The following is a 23,764-nucleotide window of genomic DNA, read 5'->3' on the forward strand; positions in this document are numbered from 1 at the left end:
ACCATGTCGATCGACGTCAACAACGAGTCCGGAACCGAGGTCGACGAGCAGGCGATCCTCGACATCGCCCGCTACGCCCTCGCCCGGATGCGGATCCACCCGCTGTCCGAACTCTCGGTGATCGTGGTGGACACCGCCGCCATGGAGCAGCTCCACATCCAGTGGATGGACCTTCCCGGCCCGACGGATGTCATGTCCTTCCCGATGGACGAACTCCGTCCGCCGGCCAAGGACGACGAGGAGCCCCCGCAGGGGCTCCTCGGCGACATCGTGCTCTGCCCGGAGGTCGCGAAGAAGCAGGGCGAAGAGGCGGACACCCAGCACTCCATGGACGAGGAGCTGCAGCTCCTCACCGTCCACGGGGTGCTGCACCTCCTCGGCTACGACCACGAGGAGCCGGACGAGAAGGCCGAGATGTTCGGCCTCCAGGCGGCCATCGTCGACGGCTGGCGCGGTGAGCGCGGGCTGACCGGCCCGTCCCCCGCCCCCACCGTCTCGTGAGCGTCCCCCTCATCTCGGGCGCCGTCCTGCTGGTCGTCGTCGGCTGGCTCGCCGCCTGCGCCGAGGCCGGCATCGCGCGCACGTCCAGCTTCCGGGCGGCGGAGGCCGTCCGGGCCGGGCGGCGCGGCAGCGCCAAGCTGGAGCAGGTCGCCGCCGACCCCACCCGCTATCTCAACGTGGCCCTGCTCGTGCGGGTCGCCTGCGAGATGTCGGCCGGGGTGCTCGTCACATACGCCTGCCTGAAGGAGTTCCCGGAGACCTGGGAGGCGCTGGCCGTCGCCATGGGCGTGATGGTCCTCGTCAGCTACGTGGCCATCGGGGTCTCGCCGCGCACCATCGGCCGCCAGCACCCGCTGAACACCGCCACCGCTGCGGCGTACGTCCTGCTGCCGCTGGCCAGGATCATGGGCCCGATCCCGCAGCTGCTGATCCTCATCGGCAACGCGCTGACCCCGGGCAAGGGCTTCCGAAAGGGCCCCTTCGCCAGCGAGGCCGAACTGCGTGCGATGGTCGACCTCGCCGAGCAGGAGTCGCTCATCGAGGACGAGGAGCGCCGCATGGTGCACTCGGTCTTCGAGCTCGGCGACACCCTCGTACGCGAGGTGATGGTGCCCCGCACCGACCTGGTCTGCATAGAGCGCTACAAGACGGTCCGCCAGGCGCTGACCCTCGCCCTGCGTTCGGGCTTCTCGCGGATCCCGGTCACCGGGGAGAACGAGGACGACATCGTCGGCGTCGTCTACCTCAAGGACCTGGTCCGCAAGACGCACGTCAACCGGGAGGCTGAGGCCGACCTGGTCTCCACGGCGATGCGCCCCGCCGCGTTCGTCCCCGACACGAAGAACGCGGGCGACCTGCTGCGCGAGATGCAGCAGGACCGCAGCCACGTCGCCGTCGTCATCGACGAGTACGGCGGCACGGCCGGCATCGTCACCATCGAGGACATCCTCGAGGAGATCGTCGGCGAGATCACCGACGAGTACGACCGCGAGCTCCCACCGGTCCAGGAGCTGGAGAACGGCTGCTACCGGGTGACCGCACGGCTCGACATCGGCGACCTCGGGGAGCTGTTCGGACTCGACGAGTACGACGACGAGGACGTGGAGACGGTCGGCGGCCTGCTGGCGAAGGCCCTCGGGCGCGTCCCGATCTCCGGAGCCTCGGCGGTGGTGGACCTTCCCGACGGGCGCAGGCTGCGGCTGACGGCGGAGTCCCCGGCCGGCCGCAGGAACAAGATCGTCACGGTGCTGGTGGAACCGGAGGGAACGGAACCGGAATGACGCCCCAGGAACTGCGCGCGTTCTGCCTGGAGTTCAACGCGAGCGCCGAGGAGTTCCCCTTCGGACCCGAGACCTCGGTCTTCAAGGTCCTCGGGAAGATGTTCGCCCTCAGCGCGCTGGACGGGAGGCCGCTGAAGGTCAACCTCAAGTGCGATCCGGACGACGCGGTGCGGCTTCGCGAGGAGCACCCCGCGATCGAACCGGGGTGGCACATGAACAAGCGGCACTGGAACACGGTGACCGTCCAGAAGCTGCCGGGCCGGATGGTCCGGGAGCTCGTCGAGGACAGCTACGACCTGGTGGTGGCCGGTCTTCCGAAGGCGGAGCGCCTCCGGCTGGACCGGCCGTAGGGCCGTGGGGTCCGCCCAGCCGCGGGTGCCCGCCCGGACCTGGTGATGTGCCCGCCCGCTTCGTATGCTCAGCACATGACCGACAGCAACGACCTCGGACCCGAGGACCGCAAGATCGTCACGCTGGCCCGCAGCGTCCGCGCCCGCAACGCAGTGCCGGAGGGTGCCGCCGTGCGGGACGAGACGGGACGTACGTACGCCGCGGGCACCGTGGCCCTGGACTCGCTGAAGCTCAGCGCGCTGCAGACCGCCGTCGCGATGGCGGTGGCCGGCGGTGCCACATCCCTGGAGGCCGCCGCCATCGTCTCCGAGGCCGCCGCCCCCTCGGCCGAGGACCGGGCAGCCGTCCGTGACCTGGGCGGACCCGGCACACCCGTGCTGCTCGCCGGCCCCGACGGGACGCTCCGGAGTTCCGTGTCCGCGGGCTGAACCGGTGCGGCGCCGCCCTGCTGTGCAACGCCGCCGCCGGGATCGGGGAGAATGGGCGCCATGAGCGCTCGACCGAACACAGAAGCTGCTGCGCAGCAGGCTGAGAACAACGCCCCCCACCGGGCCGGCTTCGCCTGCTTCGTGGGCCGCCCCAACGCGGGCAAGTCCACCCTCACGAACGCTCTGGTCGGTCAGAAGGTGGCGATCACCTCCAACCGCCCCCAGACCACCCGGCACACGGTGCGAGGCATCGTGCACCGTGCGGACGCACAGCTGATCCTGGTGGACACACCGGGACTCCACAAGCCGCGCACACTGCTCGGGGAGCGGCTGAACGACGTCGTCCGGACCACCTGGGCCGAGGTCGACGTCATCGGGTTCTGCCTGCCCGCCGACCAGAAGCTCGGCCCCGGCGACAAGTTCATCATCAGGGAACTCGCCGGGATCAAGAAGACCCCGAAGATCGCGATCATCACCAAGTCCGACCTGGTCGACTCCAAGGCGCTCGCCGAGCAGCTGCTGGCCGTCTCCCGCCTCGCCGACGAGCTCGGCTTCGAGTGGGCGGAGATCATCCCGGTCTCCGCCGTCAAGGAGGAGCAGGAGGCGGGACGCAGCGCCCCGAACAAGGGTGGTGGGCGAGGGGCGGGCCAGGTCGGCCTGCTGGCCGACCTGATCGCCCCCCTGCTCCCCGAGAGCCCGCCGCTCTACCCGGAGGGCGACCTCACCGACGAGCCCGAGATGGTCATGGTCGCGGAGCTGATCCGCGAGGCCGCGCTCGAAGGCGTACGCGACGAGCTGCCGCACTCCATCGCGGTCGTCGTCGAGGAGATGCTGCCGCGCGAGGACCGTCCGGCGGACAAGCCGCTGCTCGACATCCACGCGAACGTCTACATCGAGCGCCCCAGCCAGAAGGGCATCATCATCGGCCCGAAGGGCCAGCGGCTGAAGGACGTCGGCACGAAGTCCCGCAAGCACATCGAGGCCCTGCTGGGCACGCCGGTCTTCCTGGACCTGCATGTGAAGGTGGCCAAGGACTGGCAGCGCGACCCCAAGCAGCTGCGCAAGCTGGGTTTCTGAGCGGTACGCCGTAGCCCCGGCGGTCCCCGCGAGAGCGGTACGCCGGGGCTACGCGCCCTCCTTCAGGACCCGGGAGACCAATGCCCGCTGCGCCTCGGTCAGCCGCGGGTCCGCGCAGTCGACGGTCCGGTCGCCGACCGTGATCCGGTAGTGGAAGCCGTCCGGCACCCCTGCGGGCGGGCCGCCCCGGCCGGCGGCGAGCGCCGCCTCTGCCAGGGCCTCCCACTCCGCGGCGTCCGGCCGCCCCGAGGTGTCGACCTCACCACGACGAGCGATGCCGGCGAACCCGCCGGTCCGGCTCACCTGAATGCGCATGCGTACCGGCTCCTGCCTGATCCCGCCCGGACGGACCGCTCGTACCTACCCGCTCATCCGGTCGGCACGCCCACCTCCGACCAGGCCTTCAGCACGGCCTCCACCTCGTCGCCCTCGCCGAACCTGCTCCGGGCCGTCGTGACCGTCAGCCGGGCGAAGTCCGCGAAGTCGGCGTTCCGGGCCAGCTCACCCCCGGTCAGGACGTCGAACCAGATCCGGCCGGCCCGCTCCCACGCGTGGCCGCCGAGCGCGGTGGCCAGCAGATGGAAGGCACGGTTGGGGATGCCGGAGTTGAGGTGCACCCCGCCGTTGTCCTCGTCCGTCTCGATGTAGTCGTCCATCGAGGCGGGCTGAGGGTCCTTGCCGAGCACGTCGTCGTCGTACGCCGTGCCCGGAGCCTTCATCGAGCGCAGCGCGACCCCGCTCACCCGGGGCGCGAGCAGCCCCGCGCCGATCAGCCAGTCACCCTGTTCGGCGCTCTGGCCCAGCGAGTACTGCTTGACGAGCGAGCCGAACACGTCCGACACCGACTCGTTGAGCGCGCCCGACTGGCCCTCGTACGTCAGGTTCGCCGTGTACTGGGTCAGTCCGTGCGCCAGTTCGTGGGCGATCACGTCGATGGCGACCGTGAAGTCGAGGAAGATCTCCCCGTCCCCGTCCCCGAAGACCATCTGCTCGCCGTCGAAGAACGCGTTGTTGTACTTCTCGTCGTAGTGCACGGAGCCGGTCAGCGGCAGTCCCTTGCCGTCGATCGAGCTGCGGCCGTATTCCGTGAGCAGCAGCTCGAAGGTGGCGCCGAGTCCCGCGTACGCGCGGTTGACGCTGGCATCACCGGTGGCCTGGTCGCCCTCGTCGCGGACCCTGTGGCCCGGCAGGTCCGTGCCGTGGCGGCAGTCGTACACGGTGCGGTGGGGCTTGGTGGGGACCGGATCCGCGGTGCGCGGCGGGTGGGGCGCCCAGGCCATCGCGGTCATTTGCCGGTGGTGGCGCCGCACCCCGTCGGCCTCCAGGGTGCGCCGGGCGGGACCGGCCAGGAGCGGGTCGTCGGCCTGGGACAGCTTGTCGAGGAGGTGGGGCGGCACGATGGTGCAGAAGACGGGCTGGAACCCGTTGGTGCGAGGCTGCATGCACCCAACTGTGGCACTCCGTGATTGTGCTGTCACTGGTTGCGACGGGAATTGACGAAATAGAGTGATGAGTCACTGTTTCGCCCTCACCTGGGCATGATCCCGCATACTGATACGGAACGACGTATCAGGCGCCCCTCGGTTAGTGTTGCCGCATCATGCGTTTCGGGCTGCTCCTTCTTAGCTGCCGCGGCGAGGGCCTGTAGTCGTAGGCCGGCTCCCTCCCCGCGGAGTTCGCTGTTGCAGCGACACAGTCGGCCGCCCCTGCTGGACCCCAGAGGAGCCCTACGCCATGACTGCCGTACACCACGCCGAGAACGCCGCTGCCCCCGTGGGTGGACCCACCCCGGTCACCAACGCGACGCAGCTGCAGAAGCCTTCCGGGATGCCGGTCCACAAGTACCGCGGGTACGAGGCCGTGGACATCTCCGACCGCACCTGGCCGGACAACCGCGTCACCCGGGCGCCCCGCTGGCTGTCCACGGACCTGCGGGACGGCAATCAGGCACTGATCGACCCGATGTCCCCCGCCCGCAAGCGCGAGATGTTCGACCTGCTCGTACGCATGGGCTACAAGGAGATCGAGGTCGGCTTCCCGTCCTCCGGCGAGACCGACTTCGCGTTCGTACGCTCCATCATCGAAGAGGGCGCGATCCCCGAGGACGTGACGATCTCCGTCCTGACGCAGGCCCGCGAGGAGCTGATCGAGCGGACCGTGGAGTCGCTGGTCGGTGCGCGCCGCGCCACCGTGCACCTGTACAACGCCACCGCGCCCACCTTCCGCCGCGTGGTCTTCCGCGGCTCCAAGGAGCAGGTCAAGCAGATCGCCGTCGACGGCACCCGGCTGGTCATGGAGTACGCGGACAAGATCCTGGGCGACGACACGATCTTCGGCTACCAGTACAGCCCGGAGATCTTCACCGACACCGAGCTGGACTTCGCCCTGGAGGTCTGCGAGGCCGTCTGCGACGTCTGGCAGCCGGAGGAGGGCCGCGAGATCATCCTGAACCTGCCCGCCACCGTGGAGCGTTCGACGCCGTCCACGCACGCGGACCGGTTCGAGTGGATGTCCCGCAACCTGTCCCGCCGCGAACACGTCTGCCTGTCCGTGCACCCCCACAACGACCGCGGCACCGCTGTCGCCGCGGCCGAGCTGGCCATCATGGCGGGCGCAGACCGCATCGAGGGCTGCCTGTTCGGCCAGGGCGAGCGCACCGGCAACGTCGACCTGGTCACCCTGGGCATGAACCTCTTCTCGCAGGGCGTCGATCCGCAGATCGACTTCTCGCAGATCGACGAGATCCGCCGCACCAGCGAGTACTGCAACCAGATGGAGGTCCACCCGCGCCACCCCTACGCGGGCGACCTGGTCTACACGGCCTTCTCCGGCTCCCACCAGGACGCCATCAAGAAGGGCTTCGACGCCATGGAGGCCGACGCGGCCGCCCTGGGGAAGACCGTGGACGAGATCGAATGGGCGGTGCCGTACCTGCCGATCGACCCGAAGGACGTCGGCCGCTCCTACGAGGCCGTCATCCGGGTCAACTCGCAGTCCGGCAAGGGCGGGATCGCGTACGTCCTGAAGAACGACCACAAGCTCGACCTGCCGCGCCGGATGCAGATCGAATTCTCCCGGATCATTCAGGCCAAGACCGACGCCGAGGGCGGCGAGGTCACGCCGGGTCAGATCTGGTCGACCTTCCGGGACGAATACCTGCCCAACCCGGACGACGCCTGGGGGCGCGTCCAGATCCGTTCCGGTCAGACCACCACCGGTTCGGACGGCCAGGACACGATCACGGTCGAGGCCACCGTCGACGGCGCGGACACCGTGCTGACCGGTACGGGCAACGGTCCGATCTCCGCGTTCTTCGAAGCGCTGCAGGCGATCGGCATCGACGCCCGCCTGCTGGACTACACCGAGCACACGATGAGCGAGGGTGCGAGCGCCCAGGCCGCCTCGTACATCGAGTGCGCGATCGACGGCAAGGTGCTGTGGGGCATCGGTATCGACGCCAACACCACGCGCGCCTCGCTCAAGGCGGTCGTCTCCGCGGTCAACCGCGCGACCCGCTGACACTCTCGCGGCACGGCGGACAAACATCCGATAAGCCGTGAAGCCACCCGGCCTGAGAGCCCCGTCCACCCGCCACGGGTGGGCGGGGTTCGGCCAACTCCGGGTGTTGTGACCTCCGGGATACTGACGGCACCTCACGCATGTGGCTAACATCACGTCCCACACGGCAATGTTGCCGGAGCGTTACGGAGGTGTGCGACGTGCGGTCAGCCAAAGGACAACGCGCCATGAGACTGCGCATCTACGGCCTCCGCACCGTCTGGGACACCGTCGGCGACGGCGAGTTCTTCTGCCCCGGATGCGGGGGCGACCGCAACTACCGGCGCCTCACCGGCCGCCACCGCTTCACCGTGATCGGCGTGCCGCTGCTGCGGCGGGGCAGCGCGGGACCCGTCGTGGAGTGCGCCGCCTGCCTGGGGCACTTCCCGACCGACGTCCTCGACCACCCCACCACCACGCGTTTCTCCGCGATGCTCCGGGAGGCCGTGCACACCGTCACGCTCGCCGTGCTCGCTGCGGGCGGCACCACCTCCCGTACGGTCCTGGAGGCCGCCGCGGCCACCGTGCGCGACGCCGGACTCGACGACTGCACGCAGGAGCAGCTGTTCACCATCGTGGAGGTGCTCGCCGCGGACACCGGGGCCGGCGACGGCCACGACCCCGCGGCCGAGGCCTGCGGAGCGGCCCTCGCCATCGAGCTGCACGAGGTGCTGCAGCCGCTGGCCCCGCATCTGGCCGTGGCCGGCCGTGAGGCGGTCCTGTTGCAGGGCGCCAGGATCGCGCTCGCCGACGGCCCGTACAGCCAGGCCGAACGCGAGGTGCTGACGACGGTGGGCAGCGCGCTCCAGCTCTGCCCCACCGACACGGCGGACCTGCTGGCGGCAGCCGCGCGCACCCCTTCGTAGCCCTTGGCGTACGCCGTCGGGAGCCTGGTGGGCCCAGGGCGGCGGCTCCGGGCCCGGAGCCGCCACCCTGGGCCCAGGGCGGCGCGCAGGCGGCCCGGGGCGGCACGCCGGTCGTGGGACCCCTTCCCGGGGGCGGCTTCGACGGGGCGGCCGTGCTGTCGCGGTCCGGACCGTCTCCCCTGCCGCGAGGGTCAGGTGCCCGGCCCCGTCGCCCGCCGTGGGACCACGCCGATCGCCGGGACGCCCCGGCCCGCTCACCGCGAGGACCCGTAGGGGCAGGCCGTGCGCCGGGACCGCGCGCAACGCGTGATCACCGCCTGCGGGACCGGCCCGGCCGTGCCCGCGGGCCACCGGGAACGAGGACCGTCGACAGCCGCCCGCCCCGGTGGGCGACAATGGGCGCATGAGCTTGTTCCGGGACGACGGCGTCGTGCTGCGCACGCAGAAGCTGGGCGAGGCCGACCGGATCATCACGATCCTCACCCGCGGCCACGGCCGGGTGCGCGCCGTCGCGCGCGGAGTGCGGCGCACCAAGTCCAAATTCGGGGCCCGGCTCGAACCCTTCTCCCACGTGGACGTGCAGTTCTTCGCACGCGGCAGCGAACTGATCGGCCGCGGCCTCCCCCTGTGCACCCAGAGCGAGACCATCGCGCCGTACGGCGGCGGGATCGTCTCCGACTACGGCCGCTACACCGCGGGCACCGCGATGCTGGAGACCGCCGAACGGTTCACCGACCACGAGGGCGAGCCCGCGGTCCAGCAGTACCTGCTGCTGGTCGGCGGGCTGCGCACCCTCTCGCGCGCCGAACACGCACCGAACCTCATCCTCGACGCGTTCCTGCTGCGTTCCCTCGCCGTCAACGGATACGCACCCAGCTTCGACGACTGCGCCAAGTGCGGAATGCCCGGACCGAACCGGTTCTTCTCCGTCGCGGCGGGCGGCGTCGTGTGCGGCGACTGCCGGGTGCCCGGCAGCGTCGTACCCTCGGCGGAGGCCGTCGAGCTGCTGAGCGCGCTGCTCACCGGCGACTGGGAGACGGCGGACGCGTCCGAGGCGCGTCATGTCAGGGAGGGGAGCGGACTCGTGTCCGCCTATCTGCACTGGCATCTGGAGCGCGGCCTGCGCTCGCTGCGGTACGTAGAGAAGTGACACAGGGAGACGAGAGAAGCTCATGGCAGTACGCGGGATGCTCGGCGGACGTAACCGGCGTGAGTACAAGACCCCCGAGCCGCACCCCTCCGGCGCCACCCCGCCGAGGATCCCCGGCGAGCTGGTTCCCAAGCACGTGGCGGTCGTGATGGACGGCAACGGCCGCTGGGCCAAGGAGCGCGGCCTCCCGCGCACCGAGGGCCACAAGGTCGGCGAGGGCGTCGTCATGGACGTGCTCAAGGGCTGCATCGAGATGGGCGTCAAGAACCTCTCCCTGTACGCCTTCTCCACGGAGAACTGGAAGCGCTCGCCCGACGAGGTGAAGTTCCTGATGAACTTCAACCGGGACGTCATCCGCCGCCGCCGGGACGAGATGGACGAGCTCGGCATCCGTATCCGCTGGGTCGGCCGCATGCCGAAGCTGTGGAAGTCCGTCGTCCAGGAGCTCCAGGTCGCCCAGGAGCAGACCAAGGACAACGACAGGATGACGCTGTACTTCTGCGTCAACTACGGCGGCCGGGCCGAGATCGCCGACGCCGCGCAGCGCATAGCGCAGGACGTCGCGGCCGGGAAGCTCGACCCCTCGAAGGTCAACGAGAAGACGTTCGCGAAGTACATCTACTACCCGGACATGCCGGACGTGGACCTCTTCGTACGCCCCAGCGGCGAACAGCGCACGTCCAACTACCTGATCTGGCAGAGCGCGTACGCCGAGATGGTCTTCCAGGACGTCCTGTGGCCGGACTTCGACCGCCGTGACCTGTGGAACGCCTGTCTGGAGTTCGCCCGGCGCGACCGGCGCTTCGGCGGCGCCGAGGAGATCACCAAGAGCTGACACCGCGCGGCGGGGGCCCCGAGCGCGGGGCCCCCGCCGGTGACGGTCGTCCCGCGCCCGGGGTCAGCTCTCGGTGCCCGCGCAGTCCGCACAGGTCCCGAAGATCTCCACGGTGTGGGCCACGTTCACATAGCCGTGCTGAGAGGCGATGGTCTCGGCCCACTGCTCCACGGCCGGGCCCTCGACCTCGACGGCCTTGCCGCATACGCGACAGACCAGATGGTGATGATGATCACCCGTCGAGCAGCGGCGGTAGACCGCCTCGCCGTCCGTCGTGCGCAGGACGTCGACCTCACCGGCGTCGGCGAGGGACTGGAGCGTCCGGTAGACCGTGGTCAGCCCGACCGAGTCGCCCCGGTGCTTGAGTACATCGTGCAGATCCTGGGCGCTGCGGAACTCGTCGACCTCGTCGAGCGCCGCCGCGACCGCCGCCCGCTGCCGGGTGGACCGGCCGCGCACCGGAGCCGCGTTCGTGCCACTGATCGGCGCCGTCGCCACAGCTGCCTCCTCGTGTCGCCCGTACGTGTGTCGGGCCATTGTGCCAGCCCGTCCCGGCGGCACGGTCACACCCGTACGTCGTCCGAGGCCGGGCGGGCACCCGGTACCTCAAGGGTGCACCGGTCCGCCTCGCCGGCGTGGTCCTTGGCGCGCCTGCGTGCCAGCGGCGTGGCGAGCGCGGTCAGCACGACGAACGCGGCGATGGCCAGCAGCACGATCGTCGCGCCCGGCGGCACGTCCTGGTAGTACGAGGTCACGGTTCCCGCCAGGGTGACGGCCGTACCGATGACGACGGCCAGGACGAACGTCACCTTGAAGGACTTCGAGATCTGCTGGGCGGCGGCGACCGGCACCACCATCAGCGCGCTGACCAGCAGCAGTCCTACGACCCGCATCGCCACGGTCACGGTGACCGCGGCCGTCACGGCGACCAGCAGATTGAGCACGCGCACCGGCAGCCCGGTGACCCGGGCGAACTCCTCGTCCTGGCTGACCGCGAACAGCTGCCGCCGCAGCCCCACCGTGACCAGGATCACCAGGGCGGCCAGCACGACGATCGCGGTGACGTCCTCCTCGGAGACCGTCGACAGGGAGCCGAAGAGGTACGAGGTCAGATTGGCGTTGGAGCCGGTGTCGGAGAGGTTGATCAGCATCACCCCGCCCGCCATACCGCCGTAGAACAGCATGGCCAGGGCGATGTCGCCGCGGGTGCGTCCGTACCAGCGGATGAGTTCCATCACGACCGAACCCGCCACGGCGACGAGCGTCGCCATCCAGACCGGGTTGGTGGAGAGCAGGAAGCCGAGGCCGACACCGGTCATCGCGACGTGGCCGATGCCGTCGCCCATCAGTGCCTGGCGGCGCTGGACCAGATAGATGCCGATGGCCGGGGCGGTGATACCGACGAGGACGGCAGCGATCAGGGCCCGCTGCATGAAGGGAGGGTTCAGGAATTCCAGCATGATCAGCTCAGCAGTCCCGTCCGGACGGGCTCGGAGGCCGCGTGGGGGTGTACGTGGTCGTGGCCGGGCAGCGCGTGCTGGCCCACCGCCTCGGGGGGCGGCCCGTCGTGCAGGACGCAGCCGTCGCGCAGGACGATCGCCCGGTCGATCAGCGGCTCCAGGGCACCGAGCTCGTGCAGGACGAGCAGCACCGACGCCCCGTCGGCGACCTGCTCGCGGAGCGTCGTCGCGAGGATCTCCTGGCTGGCCAGGTCGACGCCGGCCATCGGCTCGTCCATGATCAGCACCTCGGGCTCGGCGGCGAGCGCGCGGGCGATCAGCACCCGCTGGTGCTGGCCGCCGGACAGGGCGTTCACGGAGTCCTTGGCGCGGCCGGTGAGGCCGACGAGCTCGATGGCCCGGGCCACCGCGGCCCGGTCCGCCCTGCCGGGCAGCCCGAACCTCGTACGCGACAGCCGCCCGGAGGCCACCACCTCGCGGACCGTGGCGGGGACGCCGCCGGCCGCCGTGGTGCGCTGCGGTACATACCCGACGCGGGCCCACTGCCGGAAGCGGCGCAGCGGCGTACCGAACAGCTCGACGGTCCCGCCGGTGAGCGGTACCTGGCCGATGACGGAGCGCACGGCGGTGGACTTGCCGGAGCCGTTGGCCCCGAGCAGGGCCACGACCTCGCCGCGGCGCACGGTGAGGTCGACCCCGCGCAGCACCGGGCGAGCACCGAGCGTCGCCGTGGCTCCGCGCATGCTGATCACGGGTTCTGGCGTACTGGGCTCAGGCACGATCGCCTCCGGTGCTGCGAGTGGTTCGGGGTGCTGCTCGGGTCACTTCGCGCCGAGGGCCTTCTGCAGCGCGGCCAGGTTGGACTGCATGACCTCGATGTAGTCAGCGCCCGCGGACTTGTCGGTAATTCCCTCCAGCGGGTCCAGGACGCCGGTCTTCAGGCCGAGGTCCTTCGCCAAGGTCTTGGCGGTCTTGTCGCTGGCGAGCGTCTCGAAGAATACGGTGGTCGCCTTGTTCTTCTCGGCGACGGCGTGGATCTCGTCGATCCGGGCCGGGCTGGGCTCGGTCTCGGGGTCGAGGCCGGCGATGCCCTCCTGGGTGAGGCCGTAGCGCTCGGCGAGGTACCCGAAGGCCGAATGCGTGGTGATGAACGTCTTCGTCGCGGTGTTCTTCAGCCCGTCCTCGAAGGTCTTGTCCAGCTTGTTCAGCTCGGCGACCAGGGTCTGGGTGTTCTTGCGGTAGTCCGCGGCGTTGTCGGGGTCGGCCTTCTCCAACGACTTCCCGACGCCCTGGGCGACCTCGGCGTACTTCACCGGGTCCAGCCAGATGTGCGGATCGAGGCCCGCCTCCTCGGCGTGCTCCTCGCCCGCGTGCTCCTCGTGCTCCTCGGCACCGTGGTCGTGGCCGTCGACCTCGGAGCCGTGGCTCTCGAGCGTGGTGAGGGTGGCCGCGTCCACGGTGTTCTTGACACCGGCCTGCGCGACGGCGTCGTCGACGGCGGGCTGGATGCCCTTGAGGAAGAGGATGTGGTCGGCGTCGCTCAGCCCGCCGATCTGCTGGGGGGAGAGCTCCAGGTCGTGCGGCTCCACACCCGGCTTCGTCAAGGTCGTCACCGACACGTGCGATCCGCCGATCTCCTCGGCCAGGAACTGCATCGGGTAGAAGGACGCCACCACGCTCAGCTTGTCGCCGCTCTTGCGGTCGGCCGCGTCGGAGGAGGAGCAGGCGGAGAGCGCGGTGAGGCCGAGGGTGACTGCTCCGGCGACGGCGGCGGTGGGTATCAGGCGACGTACGTTCATGACAGTCATTTTCAACAAAAGTGGAAACGATTGTCAACAAGGCTGATGAGATGCCCGGATCACACCATGCGGGCCGCTGTACCCCCTGCCGATTTGATCCAGGGGGTGCGCCCGCCGGTAATCTGAGCCATTCGCCCGCAGCGTCACCTGAGCATCACTCCCTCGAGGCGCTCCGCGCCGCCCCTGTCCAGTTTCGCCGTCGCAATGAAGAGAGCACCGTGGCCGCCGACAAGATCGACACCATCGTCAGCCTGAGCAAGCGCCGTGGCTTCGTCTACCCCTGCAGTGAGATCTACGGCGGCCAGAGGGCCGCCTGGGACTACGGGCCGCTGGGCGTCGAGCTGAAGGAGAACCTCAAGCGCCAGTGGTGGCGCTACATGGTCACCTCGCGCGAGGACGTGGTCGGTCTCGACTCGTCGGTCATCCTGGCCCCCGACGTCTGGGTCGCCTCCGGCCACGTGGCCACCTTCTCCGACCCGCTCACCGAGTGCACCTCCTGCCACAAGCGCTACCGCGCCGACCACCTGGAGGAGGCGTACGAGGAGAAGCACGGCAAGCCGCCGGTCAACGGCCTCGCCGACCTCAACTGCCCCAACTGCGGCAACAAGGGCACGTTCACGGAGCCCAAGCAGTTCTCCGGGCTCCTGTCCACCCACCTCGGTCCGACCCAGGACTCCGGCTCCGTCGCCTACCTGCGTCCCGAGACCGCCCAGGGCATCTTCACCAACTTCGGCCAGGTGCAGCAGACCTCGCGCAAGAAGCCGCCGTTCGGCATCGCGCAGATGGGCAAGTCCTTCCGGAACGAGATCACTCCGGGCAACTTCATCTTCCGCACGCGCGAGTTCGAGCAGATGGAGATGGAGTTCTTCGTCAAGCCGGGCGAGGACGAGCAGTGGCAGGAGTACTGGATGGAGCAGCGCTGGAACTGGTACACCGGCCTGGGCCTGCGCGAGGAGAACATGCGGTGGTTCGAGCACCCGCAGGAGAAGCTCTCCCACTACTCCAAGCGCACCGCTGACATCGAGTACCGCTTCCGCTTCGGCGGCAGCGAGTGGGGCGAGCTGGAGGGTGTCGCCAACCGCACCGACTACGACCTCAAGGCGCACTCCAAGGCCTCGGGCACGGACCTGTCGTACTTCGACCAGGAGTCGGGCGAGCGCTGGACCCCGTACGTCATCGAGCCCGCGGCCGGTGTCGGCCGTTCGCTGCTGGCCTTCCTCCTCGACGCCTACAGCGAGGACGAGGCGCCCAACGCGAAGGGCGTCATGGAGAAGCGCGCCGTGATGCGTCTCGACCCGCGCCTGGCGCCGGTCAAGGTCGCGGTCCTGCCGCTGTCCCGCAACCCGCAGCTGTCGCCCAAGGCCAAGGGCCTCGCCACCGACCTGCGGCAGAACTGGAACATCGAGTTCGACGACGCGGGCGCCATCGGCCGCCGCTACCGCCGCCAGGACGAGATCGGTACGCCGTTCTGCGTCACGGTCGACTTCGACACCCTCGACGACAACGCGGTGACCGTGCGCGAGCGCGACACCATGAAGCAGGAGCGCGTCTCCCTGGACCAGATCCAGGGCTACCTCGGCTCCCGCCTGCTGGGCTGCTGACGGTACGCGGTTTCCTGACTAAGCCCCCGGTTCCCGCACAGGGAGCCGGGGGCTTCGTGCACACTGCTGGGCACACCCCCGACAGGAGGGCTCGGATGGCGTCCATGACCACGAGCAAGGTCAGCAGATGGGACCAGCACGGCCGCCGGCACATCGTCCAGGTACGGAAGTCCGGGATGCAGCGCCAGCTGACCTGCGACACCTGCGGCTGGCGCAAAGGGGCGCAGTTCCTGCCCTGGCTGAAAGCCGAGGAGCACCTGGCCGAGGCCCACCAGGCGACCGTCGACCCGGCCGCCTGAGCCCGACCGCCTGAGCAGGCGCCGCGGCTCAGGCCGAAAACAGGGTGAGAGGTCGTCCCGGACCGGGGTACATTTTTCGGCATGTCTTCGTTCTTCCAGATCTACGAGTGAGCGTGTGACGGGCCGAGGGCCCGTCGCCCATCGAATCGATCCCTGAGATCCCTGATCACTTCAGACCTCACTTCTCACCACGAATGGGAGAACCCCGTGGCCAAGAGCCGCAACAACCTCCTCGGTGTGGGCGGACAGCGCAAGAAGCTGTCCCGCGCCGAGCAGCAGGGCGCGGGCCCCGCGCGCAACGCCGACCGCAGGACGGCGGCCGAACAGAAGCAGGAGCTGGTGCGCAAGATGCGCGAGCGCGCCGAGGGCTCCGGCTCCGCCCAGGCGGACGCCTCCTCTGACGCCTCCTGAGACCGGAGCGGCGCGGCAGCGCAGAGCTGACGCACCGGTAGCGACGGTGGGCCCGGATCACCACGGCGATCCGGGCCCACCCGCTTTCCCCCTCCCCGTGTCCCTCACCCCATCGCCGGCGGGGCCGCGGGCCCAGCGGGGTGGCCGGCGCGACGGCCACCGGAGGCGTCCCGGCCGCCCACCCCGGCCCGGCCGGTGTCCGTCTCCGGCGGCGGTCGGCATCCGGGCCCGTCCGGTGTACGCGACAATGGGTGGATGACCACGCTCGCCCCCGCCCTCCCGCTGCTCCGGATCGGCCCGCACACCGTGCAGCCGCCGGTCGTGCTCGCCCCCATGGCCGGCATCACCAATGCCCCGTTCCGCACCTTGTGCCGCGAGTTCTCCGGCGGCAAGGGGCTGTTCGTCAGCGAGATGATCACCACGCGGGCGCTGGTCGAGCGCAACGAGAAGACCATGCAGCTCATCCACTTCGACGTGAGCGAGACCCCGCGCTCCATCCAGCTGTACGGAGTGGACCCGGTCACCGTCGGCAGGGCGGTCCGCATGATCGTCGACGAGGACCTCGCCGACCACATCGACCTGAACTTCGGCTGCCCGGTCCCCAAGGTCACCCGCAAGGGCGGCGGCTCCGCGCTGCCGTACAAGCGGCCGCTGCTCCGGGCCATCCTCCGTGAGGCCGTCGCGAGCGCGGGCGACCTCCCGGTCACCATCAAGATGCGCAAGGGCATCGACGACGACCACACCACCTACCTCGACGCGGGCCGTATCGCCGTCGAGGAGGGCGTCACGGCCGTCGCCCTGCACGGCAGGACCACTGCCCAGCACTACGGCGGCACCGCCGACTGGGACGCCATAGCCCGCCTCAAGGAGCACGTTCCGGAGATCCCCGTCCTGGGCAACGGCGACATCTGGTGCGCGGACGACGCGCTGCGGATGATGCGTGAGACCGGCTGCGACGGTGTGGTCGTGGGCCGCGGCTGCCTGGGGCGGCCCTGGCTCTTCGGCGACCTGGTCGGCGCCTTCGAGGGCACACGGACCCGGCAGGCGCCGGCCCTGCGTGAGGTCGCGGATGTCATGCTGCGCCACGCGACGCTGCTGGGGGAGTGGATCGGCGACGAGAGCCGGGGTGTGATCGACTTCCGCAAGCACGTGGCCTGGTACCTCAAGGGCTTCGCCGTGGGCTCGGAGATGCGCAGGAAGCTCGCGGTCACCTCCTCCCTGGAGGAGCTGGGGGGTCAGCTGCAGGAGCTGGACCTCGACCAGCCGTGGCCGGACGGCGCGGACGGCCCCCGCGGACGCACCTCCGGCAACAACCGCGTGGCGCTGCCGGACGGCTGGCTCAAGGACCCCTACGACTGCGCGGGCGTGAGCGCCGAGGCCGAGCTGGACACCTCGGGCGGCTGAGCACGCCACCGTCGTACCGGGGCACCGAGTGCCCAACCAAGAGCCCGCTCATGTGAGCGGGCTTTTGCGTGCGATCTCGCATGATTCGACGGGAGACGCGGCATGCCTGTTCCCTTTGGCCCGTTCCTGTTCACGCTCTGCGACGTCGGTGCGCCCAACGGGTGACCAGCGGTCGGCCGCCGGGCGTCCGGATGGTGACATCTGAGCGCGGTCCTGGGCGTGATTCTCGCCACCTCTGAGGAGTGTCAGGCTCAGATGAGCGCTCTTTCGGATGATGTATTTCTCAAATGATGGCACTGGGTGCCAGGGGTCTCTACTTTGATCGATCGATGCATTCGCGACTTTCGGTATACGAAATACGCGACAATGGCAACGCTGTGTAGTCTTCACTTCAGGAAGTGAACACAGATGCCTCTCCGGGCGATCCGAGGCGTCACTTTCGATCTGCTGGCGGACGGGTGGTTGGGACCTCGTGACGCGCACGTGGGCGTACCCAGACACCTTCGATCTGGGTATGTTCCTCGCCGTCAGGGCAGCCACCGCGTCCTCGAGGAGTCGAGACCCGTGTCGGAAAACAAAGATTCTCAGAAGTTCGTCTACGACTTCACCGAGGGCAACAAGGATCTGAAGGACCTTCTGGGCGGCAAGGGTGCCAACCTCGCCGAGATGACCAATCTCGGGCTGCCCGTCCCTCCGGGCTTCACGATCACCACCGAGGCCTGCAAGGTCTACCTCGACAGCGGTGACGAGCCGGCCGAGCTGCGCGACGAGGTCAGTGCGCATCTCGTGGCGCTCGAGAAGCAGATGGGCAAGAACCTCGGCCAGGCCGACGACCCGCTGCTGGTCTCCGTCCGCTCCGGCGCCAAGTTCTCGATGCCCGGCATGATGGACACGGTCCTCAACATCGGCCTCTCCGACGCATCCGTCGTCGGGCTCGCGGCGCAGTCCGGCGACGAGCGCTTCGCCTGGGACTCGTACCGCCGTCTCATCCAGATGTTCGGCAAGACCGTCCTCGGTGTCGACGGCGAGCTCTTCGAGGAGGCGCTGGAGGCCGCGAAGGAGGCCAAGGGCGTCACCGTCGACGTGGACCTCGACGCGGCCGACCTGAAGAAGCTGGTCAAGCAGTTCAAGAAGATCGTCACCCGGGATGCCGGACGCGACTTCCCGCAGGACCCGCGCGAGCAGATGGATCTGGCCATAAAGGCGGTCTTCGACTCGTGGAACACCGACCGGGCCAAGCTCTACCGCCGCCAGGAGCGCATTCCCGGCGACCTCGGCACGGCCGTCAACATCTGCTCGATGGTCTTCGGCAACCTCGGCCCCGACTCCGGTACGGGCGTCGCCTTCACCCGTGACCCGGCCAGCGGCCACCAGGGCGTCTACGGCGACTACCTGCAGAACGCGCAGGGCGAGGACGTGGTCGCGGGTATCCGCAACACGGTGCCGCTCGCCGAGCTCGAGTCGATCGACAAGACGTCGTACGACCAGCTGATCAAGATCATGGAGACGCTGGAGACCCACTACAGGGATCTCTGCGACATCGAGTTCACCATCGAGCGCGGTCAGCTCTGGATGCTCCAGACCCGGGTCGGCAAGCGCACCGCCGGCGCCGCCTTCCGGATCGCCACCCAGCTCGTCGACCAGGGCCTCATCGACGAGGCCGAGGCGCTCCAGCGCGTCAACGGCGCACAGCTCGCGCAGCTGATGTTCCCGCGCTTCGACGACGAGGCCAGCACCGTGCTCCTGGGCCGCGGCATCGCCGCCTCCCCGGGTGCGGCCGTCGGCAAGGCCGTCTTCGACTCGTACACCGCCGTCAAGTGGTCCCGGTCCGGCGAGAAGGTCATCCTCATCCGCCGGGAGACCAATCCCGACGACCTCGACGGCATGATCGCCGCGGAAGGCATCCTCACCTCGCGCGGCGGCAAGACCTCGCACGCCGCCGTCGTCGCACGCGGCATGGGCAAGACCTGTGTCTGCGGCGCCGAGGAGATCGAGGTCGACACCAAGCGCCGCCGGCTGACCGTCGGCGACACCGTCGTCGAGGAGGGCGACCTCGTCTCCGTCGACGGCTCCACGGGCAAGGTGTACCTCGGTGAGGTACCCGTCGTACCGTCCCCCGTCGTCGAGTACTTCGAGGGCCGCATGCACGCGGGCGCCGACGACGCCGACGAGCTGGTCGCCGCCGTGCACCGGATCATGGCGTACGCGGACCGGGTGCGCCGGCTGCGGGTGCGCGCCAACGCGGACAACGCCGAGGACGCCCTGCGGGCCCGCCGCTTCGGCGCCCAGGGCATCGGCCTGTGCCGCACCGAGCACATGTTCCTCGGCGAGCGCCGCGAGCTGGTCGAGAAGCTGATCCTCGCGGACACCGACGACGAGCGCGAGACCGCGCTGGCCGCGCTGCTGCCGCTCCAGAAGGCCGACTTCATCGAGCTGTTCGAGTCGATGGACGGGCTGCCCGTCACTGTACGGCTGCTCGACCCCCCGCTGCACGAGTTCCTGCCCGACATCACGGAGCTCTCCGTGCGCGTCGCGCTCGCCGAGTCCCGCAAGGACGCCAACGAGAACGACCTGCGCCTCCTGCAGGCCGTGCACAAGCTGCACGAGCAGAACCCGATGCTGGGTCTGCGCGGTGTCCGTCTCGGTCTGGTCATCCCCGGTCTGTTCGCGATGCAGGTCCGGGCGATCGCGGAGGCGGCGGCGTTCCGCAAGAACGCCAAGGGCGACCCGCGCGCCGAGATCATGATCCCGCTCGTGGGCACGGTCCAGGAGCTGGAGATCGTCCGCGAGGAGGCCGACCAGGTCATCGCCGAGGTCGAGGCCGCCACCGGCACCAGCCTCAAGCTGACCATCGGCACGATGATCGAGCTGCCCCGGGCCGCGCTGACCGCCGGTCAGATCGCCGAGGCCGCGCAGTTCTTCTCCTTCGGTACGAACGACCTCACCCAGACGGTGTGGGGCTTCTCCCGCGACGACGTGGAGGCCTCGTTCTTCACCGCGTACCTGGAGAAGGGCATCTTCGGGGTGTCGCCGTTCGAGACGATCGACAAGGACGGCGTCGGCGCGCTCGTGCGCAGTGCCGCGGAGGCCGGCCGGGCCACGCGTCCCGACCTCAAGCTCGGCGTCTGCGGTGAGCACGGCGGTGACCCGGAGTCGGTGCACTTCTTCCACGAGGTGGGCCTGGACTACGTCTCCTGCTCGCCGTTCCGCATCCCGGTCGCGCGGCTGGAAGCGGGCCGCGCCGCCGCCGGATCGCAGGGCAGCGACAGCCGCTGAGCCCCGGCCGGCAACGAGCCCTCGCGACTCCGGCGCCGCCGGCGGATCCTCCGTACCCTCACCGATCCGCCGACGGCTCCGGAAAACCCGGAAGCGGCAGCACCCTGTGCGGGGGTGCTGCCGCTTCTTCAATTGAATTACGAACCATTTAAGGTTGTTTCTTTTCTTCGTTCGGTGAGCAAATCCCGCGGCCGAACGGACCGGGGTGCGGTCCATGGATCCCCATCCATGGACCGCACCCGGCTTACCCCCGCCGGGTACGGAGCCGCACCGCCACCACCGCCGCCGAACAGGTGAAGCCCCCCACGGCCCTCACCCGCTCTTTCGGTGGTGCCGGATTCGCACCCGACGTCGTACAGCCTTTCGGCTGGCGCGGATGCGGGCGAGGCGTTTCAACTGTGGCCGAAACCCCGTGGTGACCTCCTGTGACGGCATGCATACCCTTTGATGGGGGCGATTGCGGTTGCAACAGGTGGGGGTTCGGTGCTGCGTATCCATGTGTCCGGGGTGGACCTTTCCAGAGTGCGGATGGCCACGAGGCCTGACGCAATGTGGGAAACCATTCTCAGTTTTCACCGACTGAGGGACCGACGGGGTTCCACGGTGTTCGGGAAATGGCGGACGGAATCCCGGGCCCGGTTGAATGGTGAGGCACGCCTGCTGTCGGCGGTCGTTCCGCCCCGCGGTTATTTCCCCGACTTCCTGACGCCCTCCCAGGAAGGCGCCGAGCCATTCGGCCTCGACATCGGAATGGAGGCGCTCCGCGACACTCCCGCGGACCGCCTCCACGGCGAACTGGCCCTGCTGGCCGAAAGTAGACCCTCCGTGCCGCGCGCACCGGTCGGCGGCGGCCGGTCGCCCGCCGCGCTGCTGGACGCGCTCGCCGAGGGGCGTACGGAGCCGCTGGGCCGCCTCATCGCCGCCCTGCGCAGCTACCACCGCGCCGCCGTCGAGCCGTACTGGCCGCACATCCAGGCGAGCGTGGAGGCCGACCGGGCCATCCGTGGCCGCGCACTGCTGGACGGCGGCGCGGACGAGCTCCTGGCCACCCTGCCGTCCATGATCCGCTGGCGGGCACCCGTGCTGGAGGCGGACTACCCCGTCGAGCGGGAGCTGCACCTGGACGGGCGGGGCCTGCTCCTGCAGCCCTCGTTCTTCTGCCGCGGCACCCCGGTCGTCTACCGCGACCCGCGCCTCCCACCGGTGCTCGTCTATCCGGTCACCCACCCGGGCGCCCCGGTCTTCGCCGAGCCCGGCCCCTGGCTGGGGCGGCTGGTGGGGCACACCCGGTCCGCCATCCTCCAGGCCATAGGGAAGGGCTGCACGACCAGCGAGCTGGCCCGCAGGACCGGCGTGTCCCTGGCCTCCGCGAGCCAGCACGCCTGCGTACTGCGCGAGGCAGGCCTGGTCCTGACCCTGCGGCACGGCAGCTCGGTCCTGCACACGCTCACCCCGCTGGGCGCGTCGCTGCTCAGGGGCGGCGCCCCGCTCGCCGTGTCCTGACCGTCTGCGGCGCTCCTCCAGCAGGGCCCGCGGTACCGCTCCCGGCCCGGGCGGGGCCTCTCGTTCGGATCATGCCGGCCCGCGGGGGAACGGCCCCGGCCGCGCGGCGGGGAATTCCCCCGCGAGCGATGAGTTTCGCCGGGCCCCGCGGTCTACCTCTCGAAAGCGCTGGAACACGGCGCCACGGAGCACGCGAAGTGCCGGGACGGAAGAGTGGGAACCATGCCTCAGATGATCTTCGTGAACCTGCCGGTCAAGGACCTGGAGACGACGAAGAATTTCTTCGGGAAGCTCGGCTTCGGCTTCAACCCCCAGTTCAGTGACGAGACGACGGCCTGTCTGGTCATCAGCGACACGATCTTCGCCATGCTCATCAGCGAGCCGCGTTTCAAGGACTTCACCAAGAAGGAGATCGCCGACGCCTCGAAGACGACGGAGGTCCTCCTCGCCCTGAGCGCGGACAGCCGGGCAGCGGTCGACGAGCTGGCCGACGCCGCGCTCGCCGCCGGCGGCTCGCCCGCCAACGAGCCGATGGACATGGGCTTCATGTACGGCCGTTCCTTCCAGGACCCGGACCACCACATCTGGGAGGTCGTGTGGATGGACCCGGCGGCGGTCGAGAGCGGTGGCCAGGCCTGATGGCCGGAGGGACAGCCGCACGGAGCCGGCACCGGCACCGTGCGGCCGTCGTCCCGCTCAGCTACGGAAGGGCCCCGTGACCTCGTACGTGATGCCGCCGGAGGAACTCCCGCTCGTCCCGCGCTGCGAGGAGAAGTAGAGCCGGGTGCCGTCCGGGGAGAAGGCCGGCCCGGTGATCTCCGAGCCGGACTGGCCGCTGATCCGCAGGAACGGCGCGACGGTGTCGTCCGGGGTGATCAGGCAGATCTCCATGTTCCCGCCGTCCTCGGCGACGTACAGGTCGCCCGAGACGGACCGGGTGACGTTGTCCACGCCGGTCAGCGGGGCGCCGCCGCCGGTGACCAGCGAGTCGTCGTAGGCGAGCGAGATGCTGGACGCGTTCGCGTCGTACGCCCACACCCGGTTGTCGCCCTTGGTGGTGAACCAGCAGGTGCCCGCCGCGTAGAAGCAGCCCTCGCCGCCGTTGAAGACCTTGGCGCCGGAGACCTGGTAGCGGGTCAGGGTGGGCGAGCCGTCCGGGTCGGGGACCGTCGTCCACGTCACAGGGCCCGAGGTGCCGGAGCCCGCCACCAGCACCTGCAGGGTGCCGGAGGACAGGTTGCCCCAGGTGGTGGGGCGGAAGCGGTAGAAGCGGCCGTCCGTCTCGTCCTCGGTGAGGTAGATGTACCCGTGGTCGGGGTCGGCCGCGGCGGCCTCGTGCTTGAAGCGGCCCAGGGCGGGCCGCTGGACGGCCGCGTTCACGCCCCAGGGGTCCGTTTCGTAGACGAACCCCCGGCTGACCTCCTCGCAGGACAGCCAGGTCTTCCACGGGGTGCTGCCGCCGGCGCAGTTGTTGTTGGTGCCGGACAGGATCCGGTAGGCGGAGGTCACGGTTCCGGAGGAGTTGAAGCGCACCGCGCTCGCCCCGCCGCCGCTGCCCGAGGAGACCTCGGCGTTGGAGACGTAGATCCAGCCGCTGCCGTCGGCGTAAGTGGCACCTCCGTCGGGTGCGCTGTGCCAGGTGTACGAGGTGCCGGGGACGGTCTGTCCCGAGCGGGCGACGATTCTGCTGGTGAAGCCGCTCGGCAGCAGGATGCCGTTGCCGTTGGCGCTCTGCAGGGCGCCGTACGGGCCGGCGGCCGGCTGGGCCGGGCCGGCGAAGGCGGCACCCCGCCACAGGGTGCCGCCGAAGGCCGCGGCCGAGCCGCCGATCACCGCTGTGCGCAAGAAGGTCCGACGTTCCACGATCACTCCACGGGTGACGTGAGGGCCCGCCGGTCCGGACGGCCCGGCGGGTCGAACGTCAGGACCGTAGAGGTACCTGGTTGACGGAGCGTCAACAGGTGG

The 23,764-nt window shown here is 69.9% G+C and carries 23 protein-coding genes; 16 read left to right on the forward strand and 7 right to left on the reverse strand.

Going from position 1 to position 23,764, the window contains the following annotated elements; genetic code table 11:
* Positions 1 to 3: 3 nt before the first annotated feature.
* The 5 genes from ybeY to AB0F38_RS02325 all read left to right on the forward strand — a co-directional run bounded on the left by ybeY (position 4) and on the right by AB0F38_RS02325 (position 3,637).
* The gene (ybeY, locus tag AB0F38_RS02305) at positions 4 to 501 is read left to right on the forward strand and encodes an rRNA maturation RNase YbeY (RefSeq protein ID WP_361885307.1); all 498 of its coding nucleotides are present in this window, start codon (positions 4 to 6) and stop codon (positions 499 to 501) included.
* Positions 498 to 1,781, forward strand: a complete 1,284-nt coding sequence (locus AB0F38_RS02310) for a hemolysin family protein (RefSeq protein ID WP_361885310.1) — start codon at positions 498 to 500, stop codon at positions 1,779 to 1,781. The genes ybeY and AB0F38_RS02310 overlap by 4 nt, the downstream gene beginning before the upstream one ends.
* A complete protein-coding gene (locus AB0F38_RS02315) occupies positions 1,778 to 2,131 on the forward strand; it encodes an MmcQ/YjbR family DNA-binding protein (RefSeq protein WP_361885313.1) in 354 nt (117 codons plus the stop codon). Before AB0F38_RS02310 ends, AB0F38_RS02315 begins: the two co-directional genes overlap by 4 nt.
* Positions 2,132 to 2,206: 75 nt before the next feature.
* On the forward strand, positions 2,207 to 2,560 hold the full coding sequence (locus AB0F38_RS02320; protein WP_361885316.1) for a cytidine deaminase: 354 nt from the start codon (positions 2,207 to 2,209) through the stop codon (positions 2,558 to 2,560).
* Positions 2,561 to 2,611: 51 nt separating this feature from the next.
* Positions 2,612 to 3,637: a GTPase Era gene (locus AB0F38_RS02325; protein WP_361885319.1), complete on the forward strand. Its 1,026-nt coding sequence runs from the start codon at positions 2,612 to 2,614 to the stop codon at positions 3,635 to 3,637.
* A gap of 48 nt (positions 3,638 to 3,685) precedes the next feature.
* Here AB0F38_RS02325 and AB0F38_RS02330 read toward each other — a convergent pair whose 3' ends face one another.
* A complete protein-coding gene (locus tag AB0F38_RS02330) occupies positions 3,686 to 3,952 on the reverse strand; it encodes a protealysin inhibitor emfourin (RefSeq protein ID WP_361885321.1) in 267 nt (88 codons plus the stop codon).
* Between the two features lie 53 nt (positions 3,953 to 4,005).
* Positions 4,006 to 5,079 carry a M4 family metallopeptidase gene (locus AB0F38_RS02335; protein WP_361885324.1) on the reverse strand — a complete coding sequence of 358 codons (1,074 nt, stop codon included), beginning with the start codon at positions 5,077 to 5,079 and terminating at the stop codon, positions 4,006 to 4,008.
* A gap of 292 nt (positions 5,080 to 5,371) precedes the next feature.
* Here AB0F38_RS02335 and leuA point away from each other — a divergent pair, with 292 nt between their 5' ends.
* The 4 genes from leuA (at position 5,372) to AB0F38_RS02355 (ending at position 10,046) form a co-directional block, all read left to right on the forward strand.
* On the forward strand, positions 5,372 to 7,156 hold the full coding sequence (gene leuA, locus AB0F38_RS02340; protein ID WP_361885327.1) for a 2-isopropylmalate synthase: 1,785 nt from the start codon (positions 5,372 to 5,374) through the stop codon (positions 7,154 to 7,156).
* A 227-nt stretch (positions 7,157 to 7,383) separates the two neighbouring features.
* Positions 7,384 to 8,061: a TerB family tellurite resistance protein gene (locus tag AB0F38_RS02345; RefSeq protein ID WP_361885330.1), complete on the forward strand. Its 678-nt coding sequence runs from the start codon at positions 7,384 to 7,386 to the stop codon at positions 8,059 to 8,061.
* A 403-nt stretch (positions 8,062 to 8,464) separates the two neighbouring features.
* Positions 8,465 to 9,211 carry a DNA repair protein RecO gene (gene recO / locus AB0F38_RS02350; RefSeq protein ID WP_361885333.1) on the forward strand — a complete coding sequence of 249 codons (747 nt, stop codon included), beginning with the start codon at positions 8,465 to 8,467 and terminating at the stop codon, positions 9,209 to 9,211.
* A 22-nt stretch (positions 9,212 to 9,233) separates the two neighbouring features.
* Positions 9,234 to 10,046, forward strand: coding sequence for an isoprenyl transferase (locus AB0F38_RS02355; RefSeq protein ID WP_361885336.1), 813 nt, complete (start codon positions 9,234 to 9,236; stop codon positions 10,044 to 10,046).
* 63 nt (positions 10,047 to 10,109) lie between these two features.
* Here the strand turns inward: AB0F38_RS02355 and AB0F38_RS02360 are convergent, their stop codons facing one another.
* The 4 genes from AB0F38_RS02360 to AB0F38_RS02375 all read right to left on the reverse strand — a co-directional run bounded on the left by AB0F38_RS02360 (position 10,110) and on the right by AB0F38_RS02375 (position 13,305).
* The gene (locus AB0F38_RS02360) at positions 10,110 to 10,544 is read right to left on the reverse strand and encodes a transcriptional repressor (RefSeq protein WP_361885338.1); all 435 of its coding nucleotides are present in this window, start codon (positions 10,542 to 10,544) and stop codon (positions 10,110 to 10,112) included.
* Between the two features lie 65 nt (positions 10,545 to 10,609).
* Positions 10,610 to 11,509 carry a metal ABC transporter permease gene (locus tag AB0F38_RS02365; protein WP_361886720.1) on the reverse strand — a complete coding sequence of 300 codons (900 nt, stop codon included), beginning with the start codon at positions 11,507 to 11,509 and terminating at the stop codon, positions 10,610 to 10,612.
* Positions 11,509 to 12,249, reverse strand: coding sequence for a metal ABC transporter ATP-binding protein (locus tag AB0F38_RS02370; protein ID WP_361886722.1), 741 nt, complete (start codon positions 12,247 to 12,249; stop codon positions 11,509 to 11,511). Before AB0F38_RS02370 ends, AB0F38_RS02365 begins: the two co-directional genes overlap by 1 nt.
* A 78-nt stretch (positions 12,250 to 12,327) precedes the next feature.
* Positions 12,328 to 13,305: a metal ABC transporter substrate-binding protein gene (locus AB0F38_RS02375; RefSeq protein WP_361885341.1), complete on the reverse strand. Its 978-nt coding sequence runs from the start codon at positions 13,303 to 13,305 to the stop codon at positions 12,328 to 12,330.
* 218 nt (positions 13,306 to 13,523) lie between these two features.
* On the opposite strand from AB0F38_RS02375, the gene AB0F38_RS02380 reads away from it, so the two are divergent.
* The 7 genes from AB0F38_RS02380 (at position 13,524) to AB0F38_RS02410 (ending at position 22,438) form a co-directional block, all read left to right on the forward strand.
* Positions 13,524 to 14,906: a glycine--tRNA ligase gene (locus tag AB0F38_RS02380; protein WP_361885343.1), complete on the forward strand. Its 1,383-nt coding sequence runs from the start codon at positions 13,524 to 13,526 to the stop codon at positions 14,904 to 14,906.
* 95 nt (positions 14,907 to 15,001) lie between these two features.
* The gene (locus tag AB0F38_RS02385) at positions 15,002 to 15,205 is read left to right on the forward strand and encodes a hypothetical protein (RefSeq protein WP_361885346.1); all 204 of its coding nucleotides are present in this window, start codon (positions 15,002 to 15,004) and stop codon (positions 15,203 to 15,205) included.
* A gap of 207 nt (positions 15,206 to 15,412) precedes the next feature.
* Positions 15,413 to 15,616, forward strand: a complete 204-nt coding sequence (locus AB0F38_RS02390) for a DUF6243 family protein (protein ID WP_361885349.1) — start codon at positions 15,413 to 15,415, stop codon at positions 15,614 to 15,616.
* A gap of 255 nt (positions 15,617 to 15,871) precedes the next feature.
* Positions 15,872 to 17,020, forward strand: a complete 1,149-nt coding sequence (gene dusB, locus AB0F38_RS02395; RefSeq protein ID WP_361885352.1) for a tRNA dihydrouridine synthase DusB — start codon at positions 15,872 to 15,874, stop codon at positions 17,018 to 17,020.
* A gap of 564 nt (positions 17,021 to 17,584) precedes the next feature.
* Positions 17,585 to 20,296: a pyruvate, phosphate dikinase gene (ppdK, locus tag AB0F38_RS02400; RefSeq protein WP_361885355.1), complete on the forward strand. Its 2,712-nt coding sequence runs from the start codon at positions 17,585 to 17,587 to the stop codon at positions 20,294 to 20,296.
* 483 nt (positions 20,297 to 20,779) lie between these two features.
* The gene (locus AB0F38_RS02405; RefSeq protein WP_361885358.1) at positions 20,780 to 21,799 is read left to right on the forward strand and encodes a helix-turn-helix domain-containing protein; all 1,020 of its coding nucleotides are present in this window, start codon (positions 20,780 to 20,782) and stop codon (positions 21,797 to 21,799) included.
* 222 nt (positions 21,800 to 22,021) lie between these two features.
* Positions 22,022 to 22,438 carry a VOC family protein gene (locus AB0F38_RS02410; protein ID WP_361885361.1) on the forward strand — a complete coding sequence of 139 codons (417 nt, stop codon included), beginning with the start codon at positions 22,022 to 22,024 and terminating at the stop codon, positions 22,436 to 22,438.
* 57 nt (positions 22,439 to 22,495) lie between these two features.
* On the opposite strand, the gene AB0F38_RS02415 is transcribed toward AB0F38_RS02410, so the two are convergent.
* Positions 22,496 to 23,662, reverse strand: coding sequence for an alkaline phosphatase PhoX (locus AB0F38_RS02415; protein WP_361885363.1), 1,167 nt, complete (start codon positions 23,660 to 23,662; stop codon positions 22,496 to 22,498).
* Positions 23,663 to 23,764: the final 102 nt, after the last annotated feature.

Source organism: Streptomyces sp. NPDC025273 (genome assembly GCF_040638585.1).
In the GTDB taxonomy this organism is placed as follows: Bacteria; Actinomycetota; Actinomycetes; order Streptomycetales; family Streptomycetaceae; genus Streptomyces; species Streptomyces cinereorectus.